General features: G+C 55.7%; 25 protein-coding genes. 1 reads left to right on the top strand and 24 read right to left on the bottom strand.

The features are described from left to right. Positions 1-17 precede the first annotated feature (17 nt). From CWI35_RS17615 to CWI35_RS17530, 16 genes are all read right to left on the bottom strand, one after another. Positions 18-719 (bottom strand): DnaD domain-containing protein, encoded by a 702-nt coding sequence (locus CWI35_RS17615; protein ID WP_011231655.1) that lies wholly within the window; start codon positions 717-719, stop codon positions 18-20. A gap of 67 nt (positions 720-786) precedes the next feature. Then, positions 787-2,115: an asparagine--tRNA ligase gene (gene asnS / locus CWI35_RS17610; RefSeq protein WP_020278328.1), complete on the bottom strand. Its 1,329-nt coding sequence runs from the start codon at positions 2,113-2,115 to the stop codon at positions 787-789. 193 nt (positions 2,116-2,308) lie between these two features. Then, the gene (locus CWI35_RS17605) at positions 2,309-3,490 is read right to left on the bottom strand and encodes a pyridoxal phosphate-dependent aminotransferase (RefSeq protein ID WP_020278326.1); all 1,182 of its coding nucleotides are present in this window, start codon (positions 3,488-3,490) and stop codon (positions 2,309-2,311) included. Positions 3,491-3,511: 21 nt separating this feature from the next. Then, positions 3,512-3,988: a cell wall elongation regulator TseB-like domain-containing protein gene (locus tag CWI35_RS17600; RefSeq protein ID WP_069304381.1), complete on the bottom strand. Its 477-nt coding sequence runs from the start codon at positions 3,986-3,988 to the stop codon at positions 3,512-3,514. 5 nt (positions 3,989-3,993) lie between these two features. Then, positions 3,994-4,164, bottom strand: a complete 171-nt coding sequence (locus tag CWI35_RS17595) for a YpmA family protein (RefSeq protein WP_011231659.1) — start codon at positions 4,162-4,164, stop codon at positions 3,994-3,996. Between the two features lie 336 nt (positions 4,165-4,500). Next, positions 4,501-7,230, bottom strand: a complete 2,730-nt coding sequence (gene dinG, locus CWI35_RS17585) for an ATP-dependent DNA helicase DinG (protein ID WP_096224995.1) — start codon at positions 7,228-7,230, stop codon at positions 4,501-4,503. Between the two features lie 47 nt (positions 7,231-7,277). After that, positions 7,278-7,661, bottom strand: a complete 384-nt coding sequence (panD, locus tag CWI35_RS17580) for an aspartate 1-decarboxylase (RefSeq protein WP_013144919.1) — start codon at positions 7,659-7,661, stop codon at positions 7,278-7,280. Next, positions 7,643-8,545 (bottom strand): pantoate--beta-alanine ligase, encoded by a 903-nt coding sequence (panC, locus tag CWI35_RS17575; RefSeq protein ID WP_014196191.1) that lies wholly within the window; start codon positions 8,543-8,545, stop codon positions 7,643-7,645. The genes panD and panC overlap by 19 nt, the downstream gene beginning before the upstream one ends. Continuing rightward, entirely contained in the window at positions 8,542-9,381 is an 840-nt protein-coding gene (gene panB / locus CWI35_RS17570; protein WP_011231664.1) for a 3-methyl-2-oxobutanoate hydroxymethyltransferase, read from the bottom strand. The genes panC and panB overlap by 4 nt, the downstream gene beginning before the upstream one ends. A gap of 266 nt (positions 9,382-9,647) precedes the next feature. Further along, positions 9,648-10,637 (bottom strand): bifunctional biotin--[acetyl-CoA-carboxylase] synthetase/biotin operon repressor, encoded by a 990-nt coding sequence (locus tag CWI35_RS17560; RefSeq protein WP_014196192.1) that lies wholly within the window; start codon positions 10,635-10,637, stop codon positions 9,648-9,650. Continuing rightward, entirely contained in the window at positions 10,595-11,809 is a 1,215-nt protein-coding gene (locus tag CWI35_RS17555) for a CCA tRNA nucleotidyltransferase (RefSeq protein ID WP_014196193.1), read from the bottom strand. The genes CWI35_RS17560 and CWI35_RS17555 overlap by 43 nt, the downstream gene beginning before the upstream one ends. Continuing rightward, entirely contained in the window at positions 11,806-12,942 is a 1,137-nt protein-coding gene (gene bshA, locus CWI35_RS17550; protein ID WP_011231667.1) for an N-acetyl-alpha-D-glucosaminyl L-malate synthase BshA, read from the bottom strand. The genes CWI35_RS17555 and bshA overlap by 4 nt, the downstream gene beginning before the upstream one ends. After that, the gene (gene bshB1, locus CWI35_RS17545) at positions 12,939-13,649 is read right to left on the bottom strand and encodes a bacillithiol biosynthesis deacetylase BshB1 (protein ID WP_014196194.1); all 711 of its coding nucleotides are present in this window, start codon (positions 13,647-13,649) and stop codon (positions 12,939-12,941) included. The genes bshA and bshB1 overlap by 4 nt, the downstream gene beginning before the upstream one ends. A 5-nt stretch (positions 13,650-13,654) precedes the next feature. Continuing rightward, a complete protein-coding gene (locus tag CWI35_RS17540; RefSeq protein ID WP_013144914.1) occupies positions 13,655-14,089 on the bottom strand; it encodes a methylglyoxal synthase in 435 nt (144 codons plus the stop codon). A gap of 31 nt (positions 14,090-14,120) precedes the next feature. Then, positions 14,121-14,918 (bottom strand): 4-hydroxy-tetrahydrodipicolinate reductase, encoded by a 798-nt coding sequence (gene dapB, locus CWI35_RS17535; RefSeq protein ID WP_014196195.1) that lies wholly within the window; start codon positions 14,916-14,918, stop codon positions 14,121-14,123. Beyond that, on the bottom strand, positions 14,915-15,250 hold the full coding sequence (locus CWI35_RS17530) for a nucleotide pyrophosphohydrolase (RefSeq protein ID WP_011231671.1): 336 nt from the start codon (positions 15,248-15,250) through the stop codon (positions 14,915-14,917). Before CWI35_RS17530 ends, dapB begins: the two co-directional genes overlap by 4 nt. Before the next feature lie 159 nt (positions 15,251-15,409). Between CWI35_RS17530 and CWI35_RS17525 the strand changes: the two genes are divergently transcribed. After that, positions 15,410-16,282, top strand: coding sequence for a YitT family protein (locus tag CWI35_RS17525; RefSeq protein ID WP_011231672.1), 873 nt, complete (start codon positions 15,410-15,412; stop codon positions 16,280-16,282). Between the two features lie 137 nt (positions 16,283-16,419). Here the strand turns inward: CWI35_RS17525 and ypjB are convergent, their stop codons facing one another. The 8 genes from ypjB to CWI35_RS17480 all read right to left on the bottom strand — a co-directional run bounded on the left by ypjB (position 16,420) and on the right by CWI35_RS17480 (position 23,251). Further along, entirely contained in the window at positions 16,420-17,208 is a 789-nt protein-coding gene (gene ypjB / locus CWI35_RS17520) for a sporulation protein YpjB (RefSeq protein ID WP_119877961.1), read from the bottom strand. A 349-nt stretch (positions 17,209-17,557) separates the two neighbouring features. After that, the gene (locus CWI35_RS17515; protein ID WP_011231674.1) at positions 17,558-18,178 is read right to left on the bottom strand and encodes a lipoprotein heptaprenylglyceryl N-acetyltransferase LhaT; all 621 of its coding nucleotides are present in this window, start codon (positions 18,176-18,178) and stop codon (positions 17,558-17,560) included. Between the two features lie 78 nt (positions 18,179-18,256). Beyond that, positions 18,257-19,021: a menaquinol-cytochrome c reductase cytochrome b/c subunit gene (locus CWI35_RS17510; protein WP_011231675.1), complete on the bottom strand. Its 765-nt coding sequence runs from the start codon at positions 19,019-19,021 to the stop codon at positions 18,257-18,259. Between the two features lie 398 nt (positions 19,022-19,419). Further along, positions 19,420-20,700 (bottom strand): IS110 family RNA-guided transposase, encoded by a 1,281-nt coding sequence (locus tag CWI35_RS17500; RefSeq protein WP_119877354.1) that lies wholly within the window; start codon positions 20,698-20,700, stop codon positions 19,420-19,422. A 141-nt stretch (positions 20,701-20,841) separates the two neighbouring features. Next, a complete protein-coding gene (gene qcrB, locus CWI35_RS17495; RefSeq protein WP_011231676.1) occupies positions 20,842-21,516 on the bottom strand; it encodes a menaquinol-cytochrome c reductase cytochrome b subunit in 675 nt (224 codons plus the stop codon). Positions 21,517-21,519: 3 nt separating this feature from the next. Then, positions 21,520-22,029: a Rieske (2Fe-2S) protein gene (locus CWI35_RS17490; protein WP_013144909.1), complete on the bottom strand. Its 510-nt coding sequence runs from the start codon at positions 22,027-22,029 to the stop codon at positions 21,520-21,522. Between the two features lie 144 nt (positions 22,030-22,173). Next, the gene (locus CWI35_RS17485; RefSeq protein WP_013144908.1) at positions 22,174-22,629 is read right to left on the bottom strand and encodes a YpiF family protein; all 456 of its coding nucleotides are present in this window, start codon (positions 22,627-22,629) and stop codon (positions 22,174-22,176) included. Between the two features lie 88 nt (positions 22,630-22,717). After that, positions 22,718-23,251 carry a ReoY family proteolytic degradation factor gene (locus CWI35_RS17480; RefSeq protein WP_013144907.1) on the bottom strand — a complete coding sequence of 178 codons (534 nt, stop codon included), beginning with the start codon at positions 23,249-23,251 and terminating at the stop codon, positions 22,718-22,720. Positions 23,252-23,274 lie beyond the last annotated feature (23 nt).

The raw sequence follows: 23,274 nt of genomic DNA, 5'->3' as shown, positions 1-23,274 counted from the left end.
AGAGACAGCGCCTCTCGTTACGAGTCGAGCCAATTGAAAAACGGGATCGTCTGTTTAAATTCTCCCGCCGTCTGTCTCGCGGAACGGGAGGACGGCTTGCGAAACTTTTTGCCGTAATCGTGCGCCTGTTCAATCGTGCGAATGCCGTTCTTTTTCCATTCAAACAAGATGCGATCGATGTAGCGGAAATTCAACTTCCCCGACAGCACCGCTTCGCGCAGCGCCGCTTTAATGATGGCCGGCTCATGGCCGTCTTGATCGATCCACATCGCAAGCGTTTCACACTCGAACGGGGAGAGCGGGCGGCCAAACTCCTGCTCAAAAACGGTGTATAAGCTCTCCTCTTCCTCCTGCCGGCCGAGTTCCCCCTGTTGAGCCGCCTGGGTGTACAAATGATGCACGAGCTTCTCCCAAAGCGGTTCAAGCGTATATTTTTCGTTGCGAATGCCTTGTTCATCCGTATGCTCTTCAATCGCGATCATCCCTTTTTGCAAGAGCCGACGCACCATCTCCATGCATTCCGCTGCCGAGACCGTCATTCTTTCGGCCAGCTCGGCCGGCGTCGGAAACAAGACGCCTTCTTCGAAAAACGACTGCATATGCAAAAGCAAGACGAGCTCCCCCTCGCCCAACCCAAGCTGCTTGTAGTGGCCAAGCAACAGCTTCGGGACGGCGATGCTTCCTTGCGCCAGCCATTCGGCCACCTTTTTCTTTTCCATGCCGATGCACCTCAACTATAGTATAACATGACGGCGGCGAAAAAACCCCCTTTTTGCAGGGGGTTTTTTACGGATAAAGCCGGTTGAGCAGCCGCGGGAACGGAATCGTCTCGCGCACATGTTCGACGCCGCAAATCCAAGCGACAGTGCGCTCCAAGCCGAGCCCGAACCCTGAATGCGGCACAGAACCGTATTTGCGCAAATCCAAATACCATTCATACGCTTCAAGCGGCAAATGGTGCTCTTCAAGGCGGCGCTTGAGCAGCTCATAATCGTGAATCCGTTCCGAGCCGCCAATGATTTCCCCGTATCCTTCCGGCGCAATCAAATCGGCGCATAGCACAACGTCGGGGCGGTTCGGGTCCGGCTGCATATAAAACGGCTTCAAAGAGGTCGGATAGTGGGTGATGAACACCGGTTTGTCAAAACTTTCGGCGATGGCCGTCTCATGCGGCGCACCGAAGTCATCGCCCCACTCGATGTCGGTCAATCCTTTTTCATGAAGCAGCTTGATCGCCTCATCATACGTTAGGCGCGGAAACGGCGGTTTGACCAGCTCAAGCTTCGACACGTCGCGCCCGAGCCGCCCGAGTTCAAGCCGGCAGCGCTCGAGCACCGACTGCACAAGGTAGGAGACGTACTCTTCTTGCAACCGCAAATTGTCTTCAAACTCATAAAACGCCATTTCCGGCTCCACCATCCAAAACTCGATCAAATGGCGGCGTGTTTTCGATTTTTCGGCGCGGAACGTCGGGCCGAATGAGAACACTTTGCCGAGCGCCATCGCCGCCGCTTCCATGTAGAGCTGGCCGCTTTGCGACAAATAGGCATCCTCATCAAAATATTTCGTATGAAACAGTTCGGTCGTTCCTTCCGGTGCGCTGCCAGTCAAAATCGGGGCGTCGACTTTCACAAACCCGCGGTCGTTGAAAAACTCATACGTCGCCCGGATAATTTCGTTGCGAATTTTCATGATCGCGTGCTGGCGCCGCGACCGAAGCCAAAGGTGGCGATGGTCCATCAAAAATTCGACGCCATGCTCTTTCGGCGTAATCGGATAGTCAACTGCTTCTTGAATGACTTGCAAATCGGCAACCGACAGCTCGTAGCCAAATGGGGAGCGCTCGTCGATGCGCACCGTGCCCGTCACATAGAGCGACGTTTCTTGCGTCAATGTTTTTGCGCGTTGAAACACCTCTTCCGAGACGTTCGCCTTTTCGACGACGCCTTGAATAAAGCCAGTGCCGTCGCGCAGCTGCAAAAAGACGATTTTCCCGCTTGAGCGCTTGTTCGCGAGCCAAGCGCCGATCGTCACTTGTTGTCCTACGTATTGATTCACTTCCGCAATCGTCGTCGTTTTCACGCACTGATTCCCTCCAATAATCGACACGTCCATCATTCGCTATTATACCGTTCCGTCGGCGTCACGGCAACGACCAGCCAAAGCAGCGCAAAACGATGCTGCCCCCACCAATCGCCCTTCGGCGCAGCCGCCCGGAGCCAGCCGACAGACCGACGCGGAAAAAGCGGCTTTGCGCCAAACAAAGCCGCCCTTTTCTTTCCACTCTGACACCTTGGCGCAAAGCGCCTTAGGCCCGCGCCTCCATAAACCGGCGGATGCGTTCGATCGCTGTCTCGAGCGCCTCAAGCGAGGTCGCGTACGACAAGCGGACGTAATCTGGCGCCCCAAACCCAGAACCAGGCACAAGCGCGACTTTCGCTTCCTCCAACAAGACGGCGACGAACTCGTCGACCGTGCGGCATCCGGCCATATCCGCCGCCTTTCGGGCGTTCGGGAACAAATAAAACGCTCCTTGCGGTTTGATGCAGGTGAAGCCTGGAATTTGCACAAGCTTGTTATAAATGATGTCAAGCCGCTTTTCAAACGCTTGGCGCATTTGTTCGACCGGCTCCTGCGGCCCGCTGTAGGCGGCAATGGCCGCATATTGAGCGATCGATGTCGGATTCGATGTGCTATGGCTTGCTAAATCGGTCATCGCTTGAATGATGTCTTTCGGTCCAGCCGCGTAGCCGATGCGCCACCCTGTCATCGAGTGCGATTTCGATACGCCGTTGATGATGATCGTCTGCTCCTTCAGCTCCGGCGACAGTTCGGCGATCGACACATGTTTCGCCCCGCCGTAAATCAATTTTTCATAAATTTCGTCCGAAACGATCAACACGCCATGCGCCAAGCATACTTCCCCGAGCGCTTTCAGCTCCTCGGCCGTATAAATCATGCCGGTCGGATTGCTCGGGGAGTTGATAATAACCGCCTTCGTCTTCGGGGTAATCGCCTGTTTCAGCTGATCCGGCGTCATTTTAAAGTCGTTTTCTTCCAGCCCTTCAACGTAAACCGGAACGCCGCCAGCCAGCTTCACTTGTTCCGGGTAGCTCACCCAATACGGCGTCGGAATGATGACCTCATCGCCTTCATCAAGCAGCACTTGAAAGAGCGTATAAAGCGCATGCTTCGCCCCGACACAGACGATGATTTCCGCCGGCTCGTACGAAAGCCCTTGATCACGGGCAAACTTTTTGATGATTTCCTCTTTCAGCGCCGGCAGCCCGCCTGATGGCGTATATTTCGTATGCCCTTCATTCATCGCCTTGATGGCCGCCGCGATAATGTGCTGGGGCGTGTTGAAATCCGGTTCGCCGGCCCCAAGGCCGATCACGTCGTATCCGGCCGCTTTCAGTTCCTTTGCTTTCGCCGTAATGGCCAATGTCGCCGATGGCGTCAGCGACGCCACCCGTTTTGCCAGTTTCATCGCTTCTTCCCCCTCACGTCCTCACTGTTGAAAACTGTACCTCTTCAGGAAGGCCCCATCCGCAAAGTGAAGATAATAAAACGAATACCTTCCTTGCGCATCAATATATGTCAACTCCCAAAGAGGCACGCTTTTTTCCATGCCAAGCGTCGCATCGATGATGCGCCGCGGTCGGCGGTCGCGCTGCAAAATGGCGCGCGCTTCCGCCTCGCTGATGCCGCTGTCCACGCCCTTGACGACGACACTCCCCTTTTTTTCAGGCACCCAAACGACGACCGCTTTCCCTTGTTTTGTTCTTCCGATGAATACGGTGCACGCTTCGTCGCCATAATATGTATAGACTTTCTTCACATCAGCAAGCCCGGCGGCTTCCTTCGCCCGCGCCAATGCATGTTCCACCATCAGCCGTTTGGGCGCCATCGCCTCGTCATAAATCGACCATGCCTGCCAAATGAGGAATCCAAAAAAAAGCAGAGTGAACCAACCCCACTTTTTCATCGTGATCACGTCCGATAAATCGTAAAGATGGCCTGGCGCTTGTCGTTTTCATCCAAGGCAAGGCCAAACATCAAATTGTCGCGCTTTAGCGTTCGGTTCAAGCAGTCGACAATTTTGTACAAGTCGTCGGAGTGCTGAACTTTGACGGTAGCGAGTACTTCGATTTTGCTTTCCATTTTCGTCGTTTCCTCCTGTGCGGCGCAAATTTTGTTACTTATACACGCCGGCGGCTCCGGCAACAATACAAATACAGCGAAGGTGACATCAAAGGCGTGCTTCTTCGCACCTCTGCGGCCAAGCCGACAAAGCCAAACGGCAAGGCGCAAACTGTCATCGCAGTTGTGCTTCTTTCCTATTATAGCAGGTTTGTCCGATCATTTCATAACAAATTTGCCCGCCTACACCGTCAACGCCAATTTGCTTCTTTGCCCCCGCTTCATGCGGGGTTTTTTGCCGCCTGACACCTTTAGATTGCGCCGTTTCGTCCATCTTTATGAGAAATAAAGCGCGCTTTAAGAAAGCCAAGTTTCCGCCTTGTCAAGCAGCTCAGAAAGCGCGCCTTCATGCACCGAAAGCGGCGGCAAGGAAGCGAGGAAATCCGCGCCGTACAGGGAAGACATCAGCCGCCGATCCAGCACAAATACGGCTCCTTTGTCGTCTTCAGTGCGAATGAGACGGCCAAACCCTTGCTTAAAACGAAGCACCGCCTCAGGAAGCGCCAGCTCGGAAAACGGATCGCCGCCTCCTAGGCGAATGCGCTCGCTTTTTGCCTCCATCACGGGATCGTCCGGGGGCGCAAACGGCAAGCGGGCGATGACAAGCACATCGAGCGCTGAACCTGGCAGATCGACCCCTTCCCAAAAGCTGCTCGTCCCAAACAACACCGCATGCTCAAACTGCAAAAACGTCCGCAAGAGCTTTGCCGGACTGCCGCTTTGCACCCCTTGAGCGATCAAAACAAACGGCTCGCCTTCTTCCTCCGTCTTCAACGCATCAACCGTCAGTTTCAACAGTTCATACGAAGGGAACAACACAAGCACCCGCCGTCCGAGGCGTCGGGCGATCGCAAGCACCGAAGCGGCGACCGCTTCGGCGTAATCTTCAAGCGGCACGGCAGAAACGAGCGGCATGTCCGCCGGCACGAAGAGCGCGGCCTGCTCCTCGTAACGAAACGGCGACGGAAACGAGCGGCAAAGTGGATAAAAATCCTCAAGACCGAGACGCGCCGCCATATACGTGAACCGGCCGCGGACAGTGAGCGTCGCCGACGTCAAAACGACGCTCCGTTTTTTCATAAACAGTTGATCGGCGAAAAAGTCAGCAAGGTCAACCGGCTGCGAGTAAAGGCGGACAGCGTTCGCCGCCCCTTTTTCGTCCGCTTCGATCCACCGGACGACACCCGGCTCCTTTTCGGTCAGCAAACGCACGAGCGCAGCCATTTGCCGGTTGAGAGCCGCCAAATCAGCCGACAGCAAGGCGGATGGTGGGAAATCGCCACTCGTATCAGCGGATAGAAGCGGCTTCGCTTCAGCGGATAGCGCCGCCGCCAAATCGCGCAGGCGCCAGCATAACTCCACCGCCGCCTGCCACGCCCGGCTCTGTTCGTCCGTCGGCGAAAAGCGATAGCGGCAACGTCCAGCGCGAGCCGGCTTTTTGTCCAACGCATAGCGGCGCAACAGGCGGAACAGCTCGTCCCCTTCAAACTGCAGCTCCTCAAGGCGTTGCTGGCAACGGACAAGAGCCCCATTCGGTGCGTCCTGTTCTGCTTCTACCCATTTCGCGATCGTCTGCGCGATTTTGGCGGTCAGCAGGCGAAACGACACATAGCCAATCTGCTCGCCAAAACACCGGGCGGCGGCATCTTCAAGCCGATGCGCCTCATCGATGATCAGATGGCGAAACGGCGGCAAAAGCGGCGCCGGGCCGGTCAAATCATGAAGCAAAAGCGCATGGTTGGTAATGACCACATCCGCCCGTTCGGAGCGCTCTTTCGCCCGGGCGAAAAAATGATGCCGCCCGCCGTCTTCCTCTTCGCCGATGGCAAGCGCGGACAATAGGAGACGGGCGCCGGATGACACATTCAATTCGTCCAAGTCGCCGCTGTCGGTCTCAAGCAGCCAAACGAGCACCTGGCACTTCAAGAGAGCCGCATCGTACGTGTCAGACGGCTCCGACAAAAACGAAGCGAACTTGTCAAGGGATAAGTAATTTTGCTTCCCTTTCAAAACGGCAACGCGGAGCGGAAACGGCGCGATTTGCCGCAATACCGGCCAATCGCGGCGAATGAGCTGCTCCTGCAGCTGGAGGGTATGCGTGCTGATGACGACCCGCTCTTGCTGCTCACAGGCAAAAAAAGCAGCGGGAATCAAATAGGCGAGCGATTTGCCAAGTCCGGTCCCTGCTTCAATGAGCGCGTGCTGGGACGTCGACAGCGCCTCATAAACGAGCCGCATCATCTCCCACTGCCCCGCGCGCCGCTTGTAGCCGGGAAGCGGAAGGGGCGGCTCCTGTTCGCAAAAGGCAGCGAACGAAGCCAAAGCGGGGCGCCGATCGCTCTCATCTGGCTCCGGCGCCGGTTGTTTCAACGCAATGCCGCGGTATACGGCGACAGCGCGGTCGGCCGGCGCCTTGTTCCGCTTTTTGGCGATGACCGCATCAAGGAGCAAGTAAATATCGCTTTTCAAGTGGCGGGCAAGACCGCGCAGTTGCTCAAGCGTCATAAGCGGCAGACGGGAGAGCCGCTTGAGCAAGGCAATGAACAGCTTGGCGGTCACTTCCGCATCGCTGTCCGCTTGATGCGGACGATTGTGGTGGAGGCCGAGCTGCCTCGCCAAATCGCCGAGCTTATAGCTTTCGGCAGTCGGCAACACGATGCGGGCGAGCTCGACCGTATCGATCGTCGGACCGGAAAACGGCGGCCAGCCAGCCCGTTCAAGCTCGGCCTGCAAAAACGGCAAATCAAAGTCGACGTTATGGGCGACAAAGTAAGCACCGTGCATCAAGGCGGCGATCTCGCCCGCCTTGTCAGCAAACAGCGGCGCTCCTTCGACCATCTGTTCGTTGATGTTCGTCAGCTGCTGAATGAACAGCGGAATGGGCCGTTCCGGGTTAAAAAAGCTGGCAAACCGTTCGACAATCAGGCCATCTTCGACGACCGCCATGCCGAGCTGGATGATCCGATCGCCTTTTTTCGGCCCATTTCCGGTTGTCTCCAAGTCAATGATGACAAAGCGCGTTGCCATAAACGATCACCTCAAAACGAAAAGGGGCGGAAAGCCCCTTTTTGCCCTCATAAAACCGTATGCGCCGGCTCTTCGGCGATGAGCTGCACAATCCGGTTGTTTTCGTCCATAATCGCGATTTTCGGTCGATGGGCGGCGATTTTTTCCTCTGGAACGAGCACATATGAGATGACGATAATAACGTCCCCTTTTTGCACAAGGCGGGCGGCGGCGCCGTTTAGGCAAAAGACGCCGCTGCCGCGCTCGCCGGGGATGACGTATGTTTCAAAACGGGCTCCATTATTATTGTTCACTACCTGTACTTTTTCATTAGCCACAATGCCGACGGCATCCAAAATATCTTCATCGATCGTAATGCTGCCGACGTAATCGAGATTGGCCTCTGTTACACGAGCGCGGTGAATTTTGGCGTTCATGAGCGTGCGAAACATGCTTGCTCCCCCTTTCCATCCCCTTGTTCGCCGGTTTTGGGCAACTCAATCATGATATTGTCGATCAACCGGGCGCTCGCAAATCGGACGGCGACAGCGATCAGCACTGTCCCGGCGAGCGTCTCAAGCGGCGTCAAATCCGGATATGAACATACTTCGACATAATCGATCTCAGCGTGCGTATGCGCTTCAATATGCTCTCTAACCATCCGGCGGATGGCCGCTGCGCTCCGCTCTCCTCGTTCGACGGCGGAAGCGGCCGCTTGAAGCGCTGCATACAGCGCCGGCGCCTCACTCCGTTCTTGCGGCGACAAATAGACGTTGCGCGAGCTTTTCGCCAGCCCGTCCGCCTCGCGGACCGTCGGCACCGGCACGAGCTCGATCGGAAAATTGAGATCGCGGATCAAGCCGTCGACGACCGCCACCTGTTGGGCATCTTTCATCCCAAAGTACGCGCGGTCGGGCATAACAATGTTGAACAGCTTAATGAGCACCGTCGCCACGCCGTCAAAATGGCCGGGGCGCGACCGTCCGCACAGCACGTCGGCGCGCGCTTGAACGATCGCTCGTACGGTAAGCGGCTCCGGATACATCTCGTCCGCTTCCGGATGGAACAAGACGTCGACTCCATGCTGTTCGGCGATGCGCCGGTCGCGCTCGAAATCGCGCGGATAGCGGGCAAAGTCTTCGTTCGGTCCGAACTGAAGCGGGTTGACGAAAACGCTTAGGACGACGATGTCGTTTTCCGCGCGCGCCCGATCGATGAGGGAGGTATGCCCTTCATGCAAATAGCCCATCGTCGGAACGAACCCGATCGTCTTTCCTTCACGGCGATATTGGCGCATGAGCGCCTGCATCGCTGCAATCTGATCCATCACGATCATCCTTGCTTTCCTCCGTAAAGCGCCACCCATTCTTCTTCCTTCATCGTAAACGTGTGCGCCGGCTCCGGGAACTGGCGCAGTTTGACATCAGCGACGTAGTTGGCTAACGCCTCGACGATCGTCTCTTGGATGGACGCGTATTGTTTCACAAACTTCGGCACGCGGGTGACACCGTAGCCAAGCAAATCGTGATACACGAGCACTTGACCGTCGACTTCCGCCCCAGCGCCGATGCCGATGACGGGAATGGTGAGTTCCCGGGCCATGGCCGCCCCGAGCTGCTTCGGAACACACTCTAAGACAAGGGCGATCGCTCCCGCCTGCTCGCATTGTTTCGCATCATCGAGCAGCTTTTTCGCACTTTCGGCATCTTTGCCTTGCACTTTATAGCCGCCAAGAACGCCGACCGATTGCGGCGTCAACCCGAGATGGGCAACGACCGGCACGCCGGCTTTCGTCAGCGCGGCAATCATGTCGACGACTTCATCCGCCCCTTCGACTTTAACGGCGTTCGCCCCTGACTCTTGCATGATGCGGCGGGCGTTTTGCAGCGCCTCTTCTTTGGACGCATGGTACGACATAAACGGCATATCGGTGACAATAAACGTGTTCGGCGCACCGCGGCGAACCGCCTTCGTATGGTGGATCATATCATCGACCGTCACCGGGATCGTTGAATCATACCCGAGCACAACCATGCCGAGCGAATCGCCGACCAAAATCATGTCGACGCCGGCTTGCTCGGCAAGCTTCGCGGACGGAAAATCGTAGGCGGTCACCATCACGATCGGCTCGCCCGCCTGCTTCATGTGGAAAAAATCGGTTTTCGCTTTCATTTTCGTTCCCTCCTCTTTGACTGCAGAGGAGATGAACCGCCCGAAACAAAACGTCCTTCTTTCCCGCCTTGAGAAAGAAGGACGCCATAAAACCGCCGTCGGTTTCGTTCATCCCTCTGTCCTAGTCCTTCAAAAAAGGATCAAGGCAGATCATTTCCTTCACCTATTCGTGCTGTCGGCCTCGGTGCAGTTCTTCTTGCGAAAGATACTGCCCTTTTCCTCGCTTTGTATTTTAACAAAATTGTTACAATTTTTCTAGTGGCAAATTAGAACTGAATATCGGCAGAATGGATGTAATGGATGTTCTTTTGCTCATCTTCAAGGATGAGCAGCCCGTCGTCAGTGATGCCGCGGGCGATGCCGCGAATCACGCCGTTCAGCGTTCTCGCTGTCACCGGCTTGCCGATCGAAACGGCGTACCCTTCCCAAAGAAGCTTAATCGGACGGAAGCCATGCGCCAAATATTGCTCATACAGCCGCTCAAGCCGGAACAAAATTTCTTGAATGAGCGGGGCGCGCTTTACGGGCCCGCCCTTTTCAATGGCCAGCGATGTCGCGATGGCCCGGATATCCTCCGGAAACTGCTCGATCGTTTGGTTGACGTTGATGCCGATGCCGATGATGACCGAATGGACGCGGTCAGGGTCGGCTTGCAGCTCCGTTAAAATGCCGACGCACTTTCTGCCGTCAAGCAAAATGTCATTCGGCCATTTAATGTCTGGGACAAGCCCGGTCACTTCCTGAATCGCCTGGCTGACGGCCACCGCGGCAAGCAGTGTCAGCTGCGGCGCCCGCTGCGGCGGGATGGCCGGCCGCAAAATGAGGCTCATCCAAATGCCCGTCCCTTTTGGGGAAAACCATTTCCGATCCAAACGCCCGCGCCCAGCCTTTTGCTCTTCCGCGACGACGAGCGTTCCTTCCGGCGCCCCTTCATACGCGAGCCTTGCCGCAATGCGCTGCGTCGAATCGACTTCGTCAAAAAAGTGGATCGTGTGGCCAAGTTTTTCCGTTTTTAAGCCGAGCTGGATTTCGTTGGCCGTCACTTTATCCGGCGTGCTGATAATCCGGTAGCCAAGGCGGCGCACTGCTTCGAGTTCAAATCCTTCTTTGCGCAGCTCCTCGATATGCTTCCATACCGCCGCCCGCGAACAGCCGAGCTGTTCGCTGATTTTTTGCCCGGACAAAAACTCGCCGTTCGCTTCGGCAAACAACTCTAACAGTTTTTTTCGTGTGTCCGATTGCGCTCCATGAGCCATGCGTAAATCCGCTCCTTCTCATTTTCGACTTCGCTGCTGACGACCGCCCGCCAGATGGCATCCAGCGTCTCTTTCACCCACGGACCGGCCGGTTTTCCAGCCCAGCGAATGACGTCTTTCCCGTTGACGGCAAGCTCCCCTTTCGTTTTGATCGGCAGCGCCGCAAAGCGGCGGCGGAGCTCCTCATGATGAGGTTCAGACGGCGCGCCGCAAAGCGCGGCGCGCACCGCTTCAACCGATAGCGCTCGCTCGAGGCCGGCCAAAAACAACTGTTCGTTCGTCCACGCCTCCGGTCTAGGGACATCATCGAGCGCCGCCAAAATGGCGCCAGCTTCATCGATTACTTTGTTGGGAAGCTTCCAGGCGCGCAAAAACGGACGAATGTCTTTGACATCAAGCGCGCGGCAAAGAAGCGCCCAGCGCTCTTCACGCTTTGTAAGCCACGGCCAGCGAAAGGCGGCGGCCGAGCGCAGCAGCTGCTCTTTTTCGGCCAGCCCAGGCAAATAAGCGAACAGCCCGGTATCGGCCAACAGCGGCAGCGCTTCGGCAACGAACGGACCGGCGAGCAGTTTTTCCATTTCCATGGTCATCCGTTCGACAGAAATGTGGGCCATAAGCGGTGCGTTTTGGACGATCGCCCGCTTCGTGTCCTCAGCAAGGGCAAATCCAAGTTGGCTGACGAAGCGAACAGCCCGCATCATGCGGAGCGCATCTTCGCGAAACCGTTCGTCCGCCGCCCCGACCGTGCAAATGAGCCGCCGCTCGATCGCCTCTTGTCCGCCAAACGGATCAATGATCGTTCCGCGTTCATCCATGGCGATGGCGTTCATCGTGAAATCGCGGCGCTTTAAGTCTTCCTCAAGCGAACGAACGAACGTCACCGACTCCGGACGGCGATGGTCTTCATAATCGCCGTCCGTGCGGAATGTCGTCACTTCGTACGCCGTTCCTTCATGCACGACGACGACCGTGCCGTGTTTCGAACCGACGTCGATCGTTTTCGGAAACAAGCGCATCACTTCTTCCGGCAGAGCGCTTGTCGCGATATCGACGTCGCCGATCGCACGCCCGATCAACAAGTCGCGCACCGCGCCGCCGACAAAATACGCCTCATAGCCATGCCGCTTCAATTGTCGGATAATGCCGAGCGCCTGTTCAAACGGCGGTTTCATCGTTTCACCTTCCTTGCCGCAAGCGAAGCGTACAGCTGTTCATACTGGCCGACGATGTCGGCCGAGCGGAACTTGCGCTCGACCGTTTGCACCGCCTGTCTTGCCATCTCAGCGTGCAACCGGCAGTCTGTCAACAGCGCCATCGCCTGTCTTGCCGCCTCTTTGACATCGCCAAGCGGGCATAAAAACCCGGTTTTCCCATCCTCAATCACTTCCGGAATCCCGCCGATGGCCGTGCCGATGCACGGAACGCCGCACGCCATCGCTTCAAGCAATACGAGCCCAAAGCTTTCTTTTTCCGACAAAAGCATCATCACATCACTGATCGAATACAGCTCTTCGAGTTTATCCTGTTTTCCTAAAAAGCGGACATCATCTTGCAGCCCAAGCTCTTTCACAAGCCGGCAGACGACGGTCATTTCCGGACCGTCGCCGACAAGCAAGAGCTTGGCTGGCACGTGCCGGCGCACGATGGCAAACGCTCTCACTACATCAGGCACACGCTTCACTTTCCGGAAATTCGAGACATGGATCACAACTCGTTCATCGTCGCGAATGCCGTACTCGCGCCGTAAATGGCCCGCTTCCCGGCGACGGTAGACGCGTTCATCGACAAAATTGTAGACGGTATGGATCGTCGCTTGCACATCGAGCAGTTCATACGTCTGCCGGGCAAGGGCGTCAGACACCGCCGTAACGATATCCGACTGCTCGATGCCAAATTTGATCATATCGGAAAGCGACGGATCATAGCCTAACACGGTGATATCCGTGCCGTGCAGCGTCGTGATGATCGGCAGCTCGCCGACCATTTGCCGCGCCAACACCGCACAGACGGCATGAGGAACGGCGTAATGGGCATGAAGCACATCGAGCCGTTCCCGCTTTGCCACCTCAGCAATTTTGCTTGCCAATGCCAAATCGTACGGCGGGTATTGAAAGACGGAATATTGGTTGACACTGACTTCATGATAATAAATGTTGCCGTACACTTTATTCAAACGAAACGGCATGCTCGATGAGATAAAGTGAATCTCATGCCCCCGCTCCGCCAGCAGCTTGCCAAGCTCAGTGGCGACCACTCCGGAGCCCCCGACCGTCGGATAGCAAACAATCCCGATTTTCAGCTTCATCGCTCCTCCTCAAACAAATTGGAAAGATGAATCGGCGTTTTCGTCAAAAACCCTTCCGCATACGCCGCGCCGATTTGTTGACCGAACCAGCGCTCGCGGCTTTCAATCATCTCGATGTAGCCGTTGGTCAGCGGGGTGTCAACCGAGCCAGGCCGTTTTTGAAACTGGCTTTCGTACGCGCGCAGGCTGTCCAGCTTGTCATCGATCGTTTCGCTAATATCGATGAGAAAATGCGGGCGGCAAAAGGCATTGATCATATAATAATACACCGCCCGAACGCGGTGCGCATCGCCAAGCTCTCCGGCGCCATAGCGGCGGATGCCGGCGGAAAAGACCGCTTCCTCGACAAGGCGGGCGCATCGCCCGTGATCCGGATGTCGATCTTCCCAATAGGGGGCGAATACAAGGCGCGGCCGGCAGCGGCGGATGACCGCTGTGATCTGGCGGATCGCCTCTTCCTCGACATAAAGGCCGCGGTCAGGCAGCCCAAGATTGAACCGCTCGGATACACCGAGCCGGCGGGCCGCCTCGGCCGCCTCTCTCTGCCGCTCGTCGACCGTGCCGTTGGACGACAGCTCGGCTTGCGTCAAGTCGCAAATGACAATACGGTACCCACGGCGTACGTATTTGGCGATCGTCCCTCCCATGCCGATTTCGACATCATCCGGATGGGCGCCGAACGCCAACAAGTCACACGTTTCCATCATCGCTGTCACCTTTCTGTTTTCGATTCCTCCCCGCCTTTTGTTCGGCCGCGCACAATGCTGCGCCATGCCAAATCGCCGCGCTCCAACGCGCGGATGAGCAGCTCGGCCGTGCCGATGTTCGTCGCCAACGGCACGGCATAGACGTCGCAAAGCCGCATCAATGCGCTGATGTCCGGCTCATGCGGCTGGGCGGTGAGCGGATCGCGGAAAAAAATGACCAGATCCATTTCATTGCGGGCGATCATCGCCCCGATTTCTTGGTCGCCTCCGTACGGCCCCGATTGGAAGCGATGAACGGGAAGACCGGTCGCCTCCTGGATGCGCAAGCCGGTCGTGCCGGTGGCGTACAATTCATGGTTTGCAAGCACAGGCGCATAGGCGGTCGCAAATGCGACCATCTCTGCCTTTTTTTGGTCATGGGCAATTAACGCGATTTTCATTCCATTCTCCCCCGTTTGCGCAGTTTGCACACTATTCCAAAATATGCTCCAGCCCATAGACAAGCGTATGTAAATGCATCACCGTTTCCACTGCCAGCTTCACCCCGGACATAAACGAGCGGCGGTCGAACGAATCGTGGCGGATCGTCAACGTCTGGCCGTTGCCGCCGAAAATCACTTCTTGATGAGCGACAAAGCCCGGCAGACGGACGCTGTGGATCGGGATGCCGTCGTAAGCGGCGCCGCGCGCGCCAGCAAGCGTTTCCTTTTCGTTCGGGTGGCCTTGCTTTTTCGACGGTCGCACTTCGGCAATGAGCTGCGCCGTCTTCAATGCCGTTCCGGACGGTGCGTCAAGCTTTTGATCATGGTGCAATTCAATGATTTCCACATCAGTGAAATATTTGGCCGCCATGCGGGCGAATTTCATCATCAACACCGCTCCGACGGCAAAGTTCGGCGCGATGATGGCGCCGATTTCTTTCTCTTCCGCCAGCTTGGTGAGCCGCTCGATATCTTCCGGCGTAAATCCAGTCGTGCCGACGACCGGACGAACGCCGTAACGCAGCGCCAGCTCGGTGTGCCGCTTTCCGGCTTCCGGCGTTGTCAAATCGATCAATACATCCGGCTTCACCTCCGCAAAACAGCGGGCCGCATCGGTGTAAATCGGGGCGTTGACGCCGGAAAATCGGTCGATCTCCGCTAAATTTTGTCCATCGTAACGGCGGTCGATGACCGCAGCCAGTTCAAAGTGATCGGTTTGCTGCACGAGCGCAACCGCTTCTCGGCCCATGCGGCCGCGCGGCCCCGCGATGACAATGCGAATCGTCATGATCCTTCCTCCTTCCGCGTCCAGCGGTCGCGGTCGCGGGTGCGAAACTTGTCCATCACCCGGTCGTGCGCCGCCTGCAAATCAATGCCGAGCGAATTGGCGAAGCAAATGAGCACAAACAGCAAATCGCCCAGCTCTTCTTCCACCGTTTTTTCTTGTTCGGTCGCCTTTTTCGGTTTTTCCCCGTAGTAATGGTTCACCTCGCGCGCCAGCTCGCCGAGCTCTTCCGTCAGCCGCGCCAGCATGGCGAGCGGGCTGAAATAGCCTTCTTTGAATTGACTGATATAGTCATCCACTTCCTGTTGCATTTGTTTCATCGTTTTCTCCTGCATGGCTTGTCACCTCGTCTGTTTTCATGTTAGCGAAAAGCGGCGCATTTGACAAATGTTTTCGCCCGCTGTCAATCCGCCCGTTTTCGCTCGTCATTGCCTATATGGACAAGTTCCTCTATAATTAAGGGCGCCGACTATTTTTGCGGACGGAGGGACGGTATGATTTTTGGACTAAAGATCAAAAACTGCCTGTTTATTTTGCTTGGCGCCGCTATTTTCGCCTTCGGGCTCGTTCATTTCAACATGCAAAACAATTTGGCGGAAGGCGGGTTTACCGGCATTACGCTTCTTCTTTATTTTTTGTTCGGACTGGATCCAGCGATCACCAACTTGGCGCTCAACATTCCGCTCTTTTTCATCGGCTGGAAGCTGCTCGGCCGCCAAACGTTTCTCTATACCGTCATCGGCACGGTCGCCGTTTCCGTCTTTTTGTCCATCTTTCAACGCTACATGATTCATATGCCGCTTCGACATGACATGACGCTCGCCGCCTTGTTTGCCGGCGTCTTTATCGGCGTCGGCCTCGGCATTATTTTCCGCTACGGCGGCACAACCGGAGGCGTCGATATTATCGCGCGCCTCGTCCATAAATATAAAGGCATCAGCATGGGCAAAACGATGTTTGCCTTTGACGCCACCGTCATCACATTGTCGCTTCTTCTTTACCTGTCATACCGCGAGGCGATGTATACGTTGGTCGCCGTCTTTATCGCCGCCCGGGTCATTGATTTTCTGCAGGAAGGCGGCTATGCGGCAAAAGGGGCGACCATCATCTCAGAAAAAAGCGAAGAGATCGCCAACCGGATCTTGACAGAGATGGAGCGCGGCGTCACCGTGCTGAAAGGGCGCGGCTCGTATACGAAGCGCGACCGCGACGTCTTGTATTGCGTCGTCGCCAAAAACGAACTGCCGCGCTTAAAAAGTGTCATTATATCCGTTGATCCGCATGCGTTCGTCGCCGTCACCGATGTGCATGATGTGCTCGGCGAAGGGTTTACGCTCGATGAACAAAAGCGGCCGCTGGAACCATGAAAAGCCGCTGGCGCGAAAGCCCAACCGGGACAAGCCCGGCAAGCGCCGCTTGAAAGTGCCGGGGCGGTGCTTGCACAAAGCGACGGGAAAACAAAAAAGAGGGGGAAACGTTTCCCCCTCGCAAAAAGCGCCGGTGCTTAGTCTTCCGGCTGCCGCGCCCGCTTCTCTTCCTTTTCTCCTTTGTACTTCCGCCAGCCAACGTACGTCAGCGTCAACACGATCACTCCGCCAGTGGAAATCATCACCCAAATCAGCGACGGATCAGCTTCGTCCTTTTTCACCCCGGCAAACAGCGCTTCAAGATCTTGACGCGCATCGGCAAGTTGCTCGCGCTGCTCGTCTTCGCCGCGTTGCCAAAACGCGGCGGCCTGCAACGCCTCAAGATCATCATCGACCTTTGTCGCGATATCCGGCGGCACGTCGATTTTCACACTCGGCTCGATCAATGTATAGCGGTCAAGCAACTGGCGGAGGGCAGCGGCATACGCTTTCTGCTCGCCTTGTTGTGCCGCCTTTTCGACCGCGGCAAACGCCTCCATGACAGCCGGCTCCATCTCCGTCCAAAGCGGCTGGTATGTCGAATGGATGGCGTCAACAACAAGGCGAAACTGGGTGATCGCCGCCACTTTGTCTTCCGCGGAGATCGGCGCCATCATCGCCTTGACTGCCTGCTCATGCGTCACGGTCACCGCCCGCAATTCATCGGCCGATTTCAACCGTTCTTTTGCCCCAAGGGCGAAAAACCGCTTGGAAAAATAGCGGAGCACTTCTTTTGCTTCGGCAAAACGACCGTTTTTCGCCAATTGCAGCGCCTCGTCGGAAATATCGTCCAACTGCTCCCAACCGTTTGTTTGTCCAGCCGCGCCAATGGGCGCTGGCCATAAAAAGGCGAGCGACAACAACATGGCTAGCCCGATTCGCTTCATCATCGTCCCTCCCTCATCCACTAGTACAATGTATGAAGGAGTGGACAAGAGTAGACCAGGCAACTGCTATATAGATGCAATTCGAAGCTTTACCATTTGCAGCTTTTACCGAGTATCTGATCGACTGTCGAGAGACCGAACAACGCCGCTTAAAGACCCATATATGGGTCTTTAGGGCAGGCGGTTGTTCGGTCTTCCGTCACGCCTTGGCGTGACGGAGGCAAGCCTGTGGCTTGCCTTCGACAGTCGAAAATGGACAAACCGCTTTTCCGTCAAGGATATGTTAAACTTCTTCGTTGCATCTATAATAGAAAGCTGCCGCCCAACGTTCCTCCTTGTGTTCAACGCTCTACTCTGATGCCTGCCGGAAAGACATGCCGCCCGGCAGAAGCGGCTGGCGCCGGAGGCGGACGCCAAGCTGATACGCAGCGGCAATCGATGCGATGCTCAACCAAAACGTAAAATAGCCGATTTCGTTGGCGTAGTCAGCCAGCACACTATAGCGCGGCATCATGCCAAAAACGTAGTCGATGACATCGTTATGCAGCGTCCACACGGCCGCCAGCATAAGGTGAAGGAAGCGGAATCGATAAAACCGGGCGTACAGCATTCCTTCGATCGCCATCGCCCCGTGCGAAACGATCAGCATCCACCCGGCCCAATCGAGCGTGCCGGTGACGCGCCAAACGAGCACATTCATAACGACCGCCCAAATTCCATACTTAACAAGCGTCACCAAAGCCAACGCTTCAAAAAGCGGCGCCGACCTGCCGAAAAGCCATGCCACAAGGACGACAAGAAAAAAAAGGCTCGCCGTCGGACTGTCGGGAACAAACGGCAAAAAGATGGGCGGCGTATCGGCAAGTTGATAACGATACCAATAATATCCATAGATGGTGCCGGCCGCGTTGACGAACAAGAGCAGCCAAACAACCGGCCGGGAAGCCAACAGCGCATAAAGCCATGCCATCATCTGCACCTCGCCTCGGTTTCATGTTGGCACGAAAAAAGCTGACTAACGCGAGTCAGCTTTTTCGTGTCGAAACGATTATTCCGCTTTCAGTCCAGCGATGAATTCGGACAGTTTTTTCAACTCTTCATCCGTGCCCTTAAAGACGCCGGGCGGCATGTTGCCTTTCCCTTCTCTCGCGATTTTCGCGATTTCTTCCGGTTTCAAGCCGGTGCCGATGAGCGACGGACCAGCACCGCCGGACAAGTTTTGTCCGTGGCACGATGTACATGTGTTCGCTTGGGCGATTTTATAGCCTTCCGCGTTCGTGTCAATTTTCACTTCCGCCCGAATTTTCCCTTGTTCAGCCGCTTTTTTCCAGTCGTGTGTGACGACCGCTTCCCATGTCAAATAAATCATCGCCGCAAGCGCCAACAGCATCATCCCGGTCGCGACCGGACGCTTCCAAGGACGGCGCTCTGGGCCGCGGTCCAAAAACGGCGCCAATAAGAGCGCGCCGAACGCCAACCCCGGGATGATGATCGCGCCGACGACCGTATACGGACCAGACGCATACGAATATTTGAGCAATTGGTATAAGAACAAGAAATACCAGTCAGGCAGCGGCACGTACGTCGTGTCCGTCGGGTCGGCGATCCGCTCAAGCGGCGACGGATGGGCGACCGTCAAGCATAAGAAACCGACGAGAAAGACCGATCCGACCAACCATTCCTTGAGCAGGAAGTTCGGCCAAAACACTTCCGTTTTCCCGGGATATTCCGAATAGTCCTTTGGAATATTCGGTTTTCTCACCGCGGGAACACGGGAATCGCCGACGAATTTCATTCCTTTTCCGCGATGCATTGCGTGGTTCCCTCCCTCTAGAAATGTTGATGTATCAAGGCTTTTCGGCCTCTCAGGGGTGTCCAAAAAATATTTTTCGACAAAATCCCTTACATCCTTTTTCAGTTTTGTGGATATCTTACAGACCTAGGGTGCGCTTCGCGGCCACGGCTGGGGATATTTTCCTTCCGTGGGGAGAAGCGTATTCGATGCACCCTTTGGATCTCCGCGTCGCTGATGAGGACGAACCCTCCCATGTCTCCGGGCGTCTTCGCGCCAACATTCCCTCGTTCGGTCTCGTCATCAGGCGGAGGCCGGCCAAGCTCCTTTGGGGACTCAAGGTCGAATGGATAAAATCACGCCAGCTTCTCCGGTGTCATCTGGTTGTCCAACGATTCTTCCGTTCGCAGGGGGAGGCCTTAGGCCGCCCGTTGCACCTGGGACAAGACGTCCTGTTTCATTCGCTCCGCGTCAAAGGCTTGTTTCTTCGTACAAATCGCAAACAGCACATTCAACAGCTTCCGGCACAAGGCGACGATGGATTGCTTTCCGGTCAGCGGGTTGACGGATCGGGTCGTGTAATATTCATGCAGCTCGCGAAACGCCTCGTTGTGCCGAATCAGCGGAATCATCGCCCGAAACAGCACCGATCGCAGCCGTTTCCGTCCCCGTTTGGAGATGTGCTTTTGCCCTTTGCGCTGGCCGGAGGAGTTCTCCTTGAGCGTCAGGCCCGCCAACTTCACCAATTGACGCGGGTCCCGATAATGGGCGAAGCTGCCGATCTCCGCCAGAAGATCGATAATCGTGGCGTCTCCCAACCCGTCGACCGTTTTCAACCATTGATACTCCATCGTCGTTTGAACCAATGCCTTCAACTCGGCGTCCAGTGCGGCGATCTCCGCCTCCAATTGGCGGTATCGGCGGACGAGCGCGGCGATCTCAAACCGGGCCATCGTCGTCCCTTCCGTCACCCCAATCGAGTCCTTCGCGGCGTTGATCAACGCCTGAATTTTGGCCTTCTGCGGGCATTTCAGCCCTTCGCTTTGCCGGTACACCTCGATGAGCTCCTCGGCGGTCCGACCCGCCATATCGGCCGGAAACGGCGTCCACTCCAACACCGAAAGCGCCGTTTTTCCCAGATCGCGAAACACCATCCAAAACTCCGGAAAATACCGGTCGGTCCAGCGGATGATCGCATTTTTCACCGCCGTCTGTTCCTTGCGGAGCTTCTCTTTGAGCGTGCTTCCCACGCGCAAATCGGCTTCGATCTCGTGCAGCAGCCGGGGGACGAGGAATCGTCCGTCTTTCGCCAGTCTGGCGATGACTAGGGCATCTTTGGCGTCATGTTTCGTCGGCAGGTTGTCATCGAGTTCTTTCGACCGGCACACATGCGCCGGGTTGACCATGACCAACGGGATCCCGTGCTCCTCGAGGAAGTAGGCCAGGTTCAACCAGTAGTGCCCGGTCGGCTCCACCGCGACGATCACCTCTGACTTCCCGAACGCTTGCATCGCCTCCTGAATCGCTTCATACAGCTGGCGAAAGCCCTCTTTCGACTGGAAGATCGGGAACGATTTGCGAAGGACACGCCCCCGGTCATCCACGAAGCAGGCGTAGTGGGTTCGTTTCGCGATATCGATGCCCACGACAAGCGTTTGTTCGGTGACTTGATCAATTTTATAGTTTTGTGTACAATTCATCTGAAGTCCTCCTTGGTATGGTGAGTGATGTGTTTGACACCCCTGCATCATACCAAGAGGGCTTTTTTTGATCAAGTCCCCGGAAAAGCTCCTAACGGGAATGCTCCTTTTTTCTATCGCCTCTAAACGCGGGCCGACCGATCATAGCGGACCGGAAATGCCTTGTCTGCGAATCATTAAAAAGTGCGCTGCCATTAAGCCGAGCAAAGCGGCCGGCAAGAAGAAGACGTGAATGGCAAAAAAGCGCGTCAACGTTTGCGCGCCGACAATTTCCGGGTCCCCAGCTAACAGCGTCTTAATGGCCGGGCCAATGAGCGGCGTCGCTTCCGCGATTTGCAAACCAACTTTCGTCGCAAACAGCGCTTTCATATCCCACGGCAACAAGTAGCCGGTGAAGCCAAGACCCATCATCACCATAAAGATCAATACGCCGACGATCCAGTTCATTTCGCGCGGCTTTTTATAAGCCCCTTGGAAAAAGACGCGCAGCGTATGTAAAAACATCATGACGATGACCAAGCTCGCCCCCCAATGGTGCATGCCGCGCACAATTTGGCCGAACGCCACTTCGTTTTGCAAGTAATACACCGATTCCCACGCGTTTTTAATATCCGGGACGTAGTACATCGTCAAAAACATGCCTGACAAAATTTGAATGACCGTGACAAAAAACGTCAGCCCGCCGAAACAATAGACAAAGGCGGAAAAGTGATGGGCGGGGTTGACGTGCTCCGGAACTTCGTGATCGGCGATATCCCGCCATAAAGGCGTAATATCTAAGCGTTCATCGACCCAGTCATACAGCTTGTTTAACACGCATTACGCCTCCTTTCTTGGTTTCGCCTTGCCTAAATACAGCTTGCCGTCTTTCACTTTGTACTCGTAACGGTCAAGCGGAGCTTGCGGCGGCGTCCCCGGAACGTTCGTGCCGTCCTTCTCATAGCGCCCATAGTGGCATGGGCAGAAAAACTGGTTCGGATGCTCTTTGTCCGTGTTCCAGTCGACCGTACAGCCAAGGTGTTTGCAGATCGGCGAAAGGGCGATGATCTCCCCTTTTTCATCCTTGTACACCCAAGCTGACTTCGGCTCTTCCGACTCATACCAAGCGTCTTTCACCTTCACTTTAAAGTCGAAGCGCTTCGGTTCGGTCGTAATCTCTTTGACGTCTGCTACCGCGACCATCTCCGTCCCTGCTTCATCCTTCAAGATCGGATCGAAAGCAAAACGGAGCATCGGCATCAGCATCCCTGCCGCCATAAAACCGCCGACGCCGGTCAGCGTGTAGTTTAAAAACTGACGTCTCGTTACACGATGTTTGTTGTCGCTCATCGTCTTCCCCCCTCTATGCAAAATCAAGTCCGCACCGGACGATTGTATGTATAACACATATGGAAAACTAGGACATTCTAATGATAGCTCAATTGCTGGACAAGGTCAATATCGCAGGCGGCAAAACGTCGGACTTTGCCGCATCTACTCTTGCGCCCATCGACCGATGAGAAAGCGGAGCAGCTCGGCGGCCTGCTCTCTGACAAGCTCGTGCTTGTACGATTCACCCATGCTCTCGAGCGGAACAACCGGAACGAACCAAACGCGGTCAGCTTCTTCGCCCTCTTGCCACGCACGGTCGCACGTCACATAAAACAGATGCTTCATTCCTTCCCGCCTAAGCCGGTTGGTCCAATCCGCCAGCCTTTCGGTAAGCAGCGCCCGCGGCTCATCGGCAAAATACACAAACGACGGCATCAAAAACAACCGGCCCTTCAGCTGCCGCTCGACCTCGGCCGCGATGAGCCCGACAAGCTCCCCGCCGGAAGCGAGCCGCTTCGCTCCTTGGCCGAAAGCCACCGGCAAAAGCGGAAGGAGCGCCGTGTCGATGTAGTCGCGCTCTCGTTCATAGAGGGCGACGTCCTCGCCTGTCCACTTCATTCGTACTCTCCTTTTCCTTAAAGTTTCTTCCCTTCATCACCATACCATATTTTTCGGCAAAAGAAAAACCTTGCCGGCGGCAAGGTTTTTACAATTTGTTTAATTCATCGGTCAGGCGGCGGAACGCCTCTTCATCATGGCGGTCAAGCGCCTCATCGATCAGCTTCATGAGCCGCCCGCGCCGGAATTCGTAAATGGAGCGTTCCAAAAACTGCTCGGCGAGGCGCTGGTCGTTTTCGCTCACTTGCGCCTGCTTCGGCGCATACGGGTTTTCCTCAAGCACAGCGACATATTGCGGCGAGTGAAAAGAAGCGCGGAAATTCAGTTGAATGTAAATATCTTCGTCGCGGTTTAAACGGATGTCATGGAACGATTTCTCTGCATCGGTTGTCATCACATTGCCTTTGTAAAAACGGAACGGCACATCGTCGACGCAGTGAGTCGACATAATGATGCCGCGCGGGCAATATTGGGCATTCTCGACAAAATGCACCTTTTGCATGAGCTGGTCATGGCTCATCAAATAGTTTAAAATCCAGACACACTCGCGCCGCTTCAACTGATAGTGGCTTAAAAACCAACGGATAAACTCTTTTTTCTCATTGACGGATACGTGCGTCATTCTGCGCTTCCCCCTCGATCGGT

Origin of the sequence: [Bacillus] caldolyticus, assembly GCF_003595605.1 — a bacterium.
In the GTDB taxonomy this organism is placed as follows: Bacteria; Bacillota; Bacilli; order Bacillales; family Anoxybacillaceae; genus Geobacillus; species Geobacillus thermoleovorans.
This window is presented reverse-complemented; position numbering and strand designations above follow the sequence as displayed.

Bases quoted from the DNA above. Each gene is read 5' to 3' on its own strand.
- CWI35_RS17615 (WP_011231655.1), bottom strand. From the start codon at position 719: ATGGAAAAGAAAAAGGTGGCCGAATGGCTGGCGCAAGGAAGCATCGCC.
- asnS (WP_020278328.1), bottom strand. From the start codon at position 2,115: ATGGACGTGTCGATTATTGGAGGGAATCAGTGCGTGAAAACGACGACG.
- CWI35_RS17605 (WP_020278326.1), bottom strand. From the start codon at position 3,490: ATGAAACTGGCAAAACGGGTGGCGTCGCTGACGCCATCGGCGACATTG.
- CWI35_RS17600 (WP_069304381.1), bottom strand. From the start codon at position 3,988: ATGAAAAAGTGGGGTTGGTTCACTCTGCTTTTTTTTGGATTCCTCATT.
- CWI35_RS17595 (WP_011231659.1), bottom strand. From the start codon at position 4,164: ATGGAAAGCAAAATCGAAGTACTCGCTACCGTCAAAGTTCAGCACTCC.
- dinG (WP_096224995.1), bottom strand. From the start codon at position 7,230: ATGGCAACGCGCTTTGTCATCATTGACTTGGAGACAACCGGAAATGGG.
- panD (WP_013144919.1), bottom strand. From the start codon at position 7,661: ATGTTTCGCACGCTCATGAACGCCAAAATTCACCGCGCTCGTGTAACA.
- panC (WP_014196191.1), bottom strand. From the start codon at position 8,545: ATGATCGTGATGGATCAGATTGCAGCGATGCAGGCGCTCATGCGCCAA.
- panB (WP_011231664.1), bottom strand. From the start codon at position 9,381: ATGAAAGCGAAAACCGATTTTTTCCACATGAAGCAGGCGGGCGAGCCG.
- CWI35_RS17560 (WP_014196192.1), bottom strand. From the start codon at position 10,637: ATGGCTCATGGAGCGCAATCGGACACACGAAAAAAACTGTTAGAGTTG.
- CWI35_RS17555 (WP_014196193.1), bottom strand. From the start codon at position 11,809: ATGAAACCGCCGTTTGAACAGGCGCTCGGCATTATCCGACAATTGAAG.
- bshA (WP_011231667.1), bottom strand. From the start codon at position 12,942: ATGAAGCTGAAAATCGGGATTGTTTGCTATCCGACGGTCGGGGGCTCC.
- bshB1 (WP_014196194.1), bottom strand. From the start codon at position 13,649: ATGATGGAAACGTGTGACTTGTTGGCGTTCGGCGCCCATCCGGATGAT.
- CWI35_RS17540 (WP_013144914.1), bottom strand. From the start codon at position 14,089: ATGAAAATCGCGTTAATTGCCCATGACCAAAAAAAGGCAGAGATGGTC.
- dapB (WP_014196195.1), bottom strand. From the start codon at position 14,918: ATGACGATTCGCATTGTCATCGCGGGGCCGCGCGGCCGCATGGGCCGA.
- CWI35_RS17530 (WP_011231671.1), bottom strand. From the start codon at position 15,250: ATGCAGGAGAAAACGATGAAACAAATGCAACAGGAAGTGGATGACTAT.
- CWI35_RS17525 (WP_011231672.1), top strand. From the start codon at position 15,410: ATGATTTTTGGACTAAAGATCAAAAACTGCCTGTTTATTTTGCTTGGC.
- ypjB (WP_119877961.1), bottom strand. From the start codon at position 17,208: ATGAAGCGAATCGGGCTAGCCATGTTGTTGTCGCTCGCCTTTTTATGG.
- CWI35_RS17515 (WP_011231674.1), bottom strand. From the start codon at position 18,178: ATGGCATGGCTTTATGCGCTGTTGGCTTCCCGGCCGGTTGTTTGGCTG.
- CWI35_RS17510 (WP_011231675.1), bottom strand. From the start codon at position 19,021: ATGCATCGCGGAAAAGGAATGAAATTCGTCGGCGATTCCCGTGTTCCC.
- CWI35_RS17500 (WP_119877354.1), bottom strand. From the start codon at position 20,700: ATGAATTGTACACAAAACTATAAAATTGATCAAGTCACCGAACAAACG.
- CWI35_RS17490 (WP_013144909.1), bottom strand. From the start codon at position 22,029: ATGAGCGACAACAAACATCGTGTAACGAGACGTCAGTTTTTAAACTAC.
- CWI35_RS17485 (WP_013144908.1), bottom strand. From the start codon at position 22,629: ATGAAGTGGACAGGCGAGGACGTCGCCCTCTATGAACGAGAGCGCGAC.
- CWI35_RS17480 (WP_013144907.1), bottom strand. From the start codon at position 23,251: ATGACGCACGTATCCGTCAATGAGAAAAAAGAGTTTATCCGTTGGTTT.